General features: G+C 52.9%; 2 protein-coding genes. Both read left to right on the forward strand.

What is annotated here, in order from left to right:
- Nucleotides 1–370 (forward strand): acyl-CoA dehydrogenase family protein (locus A3754_RS16610; protein WP_255363140.1); only part of this gene is annotated, 370 nt, incomplete at its 5' end.
- Nucleotides 371–492: 122 nt separating this feature from the next.
- Nucleotides 493–580, forward strand: an 88-nt coding sequence (locus tag A3754_RS26220) for an NAD(P)-binding domain-containing protein (protein ID WP_156497039.1), incomplete at its 3' end; no start/stop codon positions are given.

The raw sequence follows: 580 nt of genomic DNA on the forward strand, positions 1-580 counted from the left end.
ATACGTGCAGGAACGCAAACAGTTTGGTCAGGCCATTGGCGATTTCCAAACCGTGCAATTCACTCTGGCCGACATGGCCACGGAGTTAGTGGCGGCGCAGCAAATGGTCCGTCTGGCGGCCTGGAAACTGGATCAGAATCACAGCGATAAAAGCATGTTGTGCGCCATGGCAAAGCGTCTGGCAACGGACCTGTGTTTCAACGTCTGCAACCAGGCGCTGCAACTGCATGGCGGTTACGGTTATATCAGTGAGTACCCGCTGGAGCGTTACGTGCGCGATGCGCGGGTGCACCAGATTCTGGAAGGTACCAACGAAATCATGCGCGTGATTATCTCGCGTAATGTGCTGAAAGATTTGTCGTTTCTTTGAATAAAGGTGCCCAGTAGGCGCGGCGTTTGAGTCGCTAACTTGCTTGTGATGCGCGAACCAGATGTGATTCGTGACTCAAGCACCGCTGCTATAACCAAGCAATATGCGAGGGAGAGATAACAATGAAAATTGCTTTTTTCGGCGTTGGACATATGGGCGCCCCCATGGCGGTCAATTTGGTTAAGGCGGGGCACGAGGTAGTGGCCTTTG

It is taken from the genome of Alcanivorax sp. HI0083 (genome assembly GCF_001635175.1).